The 472-nt window shown below is 65.9% G+C and carries 1 protein-coding gene; it reads left to right on the plus strand.

Annotation, left to right across the window (positions count from 1 at the left end):
* Positions 1–187: 187 nt before the first annotated feature.
* Positions 188–472: hypothetical protein (locus AB4Y93_RS28870; RefSeq protein ID WP_441897224.1), on the plus strand; the 285-nt coding region annotated here is incomplete at its 3' end.

A 472-nucleotide genomic window follows, 5' to 3' on the forward strand; every position in this document is an offset into this window, starting at 1 on the left:
ACCGCCAGCTGCGCCCAACGCACCGCCAATGGCGGCTTCGCCACGGCTGCGTCTGTCTGCGCCAACTGCGCTACCACCCGCGCCGCCCAGGGCCGCGCCAATGGTTGAACCTGTACTGCCGCCTAGTGATTGACCGACGACCGAGCCAAGAACCCCGCCCAATGCGCCGCCCACACCTGCTTCGGTGGTGCCGCCAGCAGACGCGAAGCCACTGACCAGGCCAAGGGACAACAAGAGAATCGAGGAGAACTTCATAGAGGAACCTCAAGGGGATGACGGCATCCCGGCCGAGCACATCCCGCAACAGTACTTCGCCAAGGGCTGCTATTTCACGCTGTCCGGGCGCGCGCCGTTCTCGCGGCTGATCTATCCCGTGCCGGAGGCGGCCGGGTTGGGCGTGCACCTGACGCTGGATCTCGGCGGGCAGGCGCGCTTTGGCCCCAATGTGCGCTGGATCGACGAGATCGAATAC

This window comes from Paenibacillus sp. YAF4_2 (genome assembly GCF_052113225.1).
GTDB lineage: Bacteria > Bacillota > Bacilli > Paenibacillales > Paenibacillaceae > Pristimantibacillus.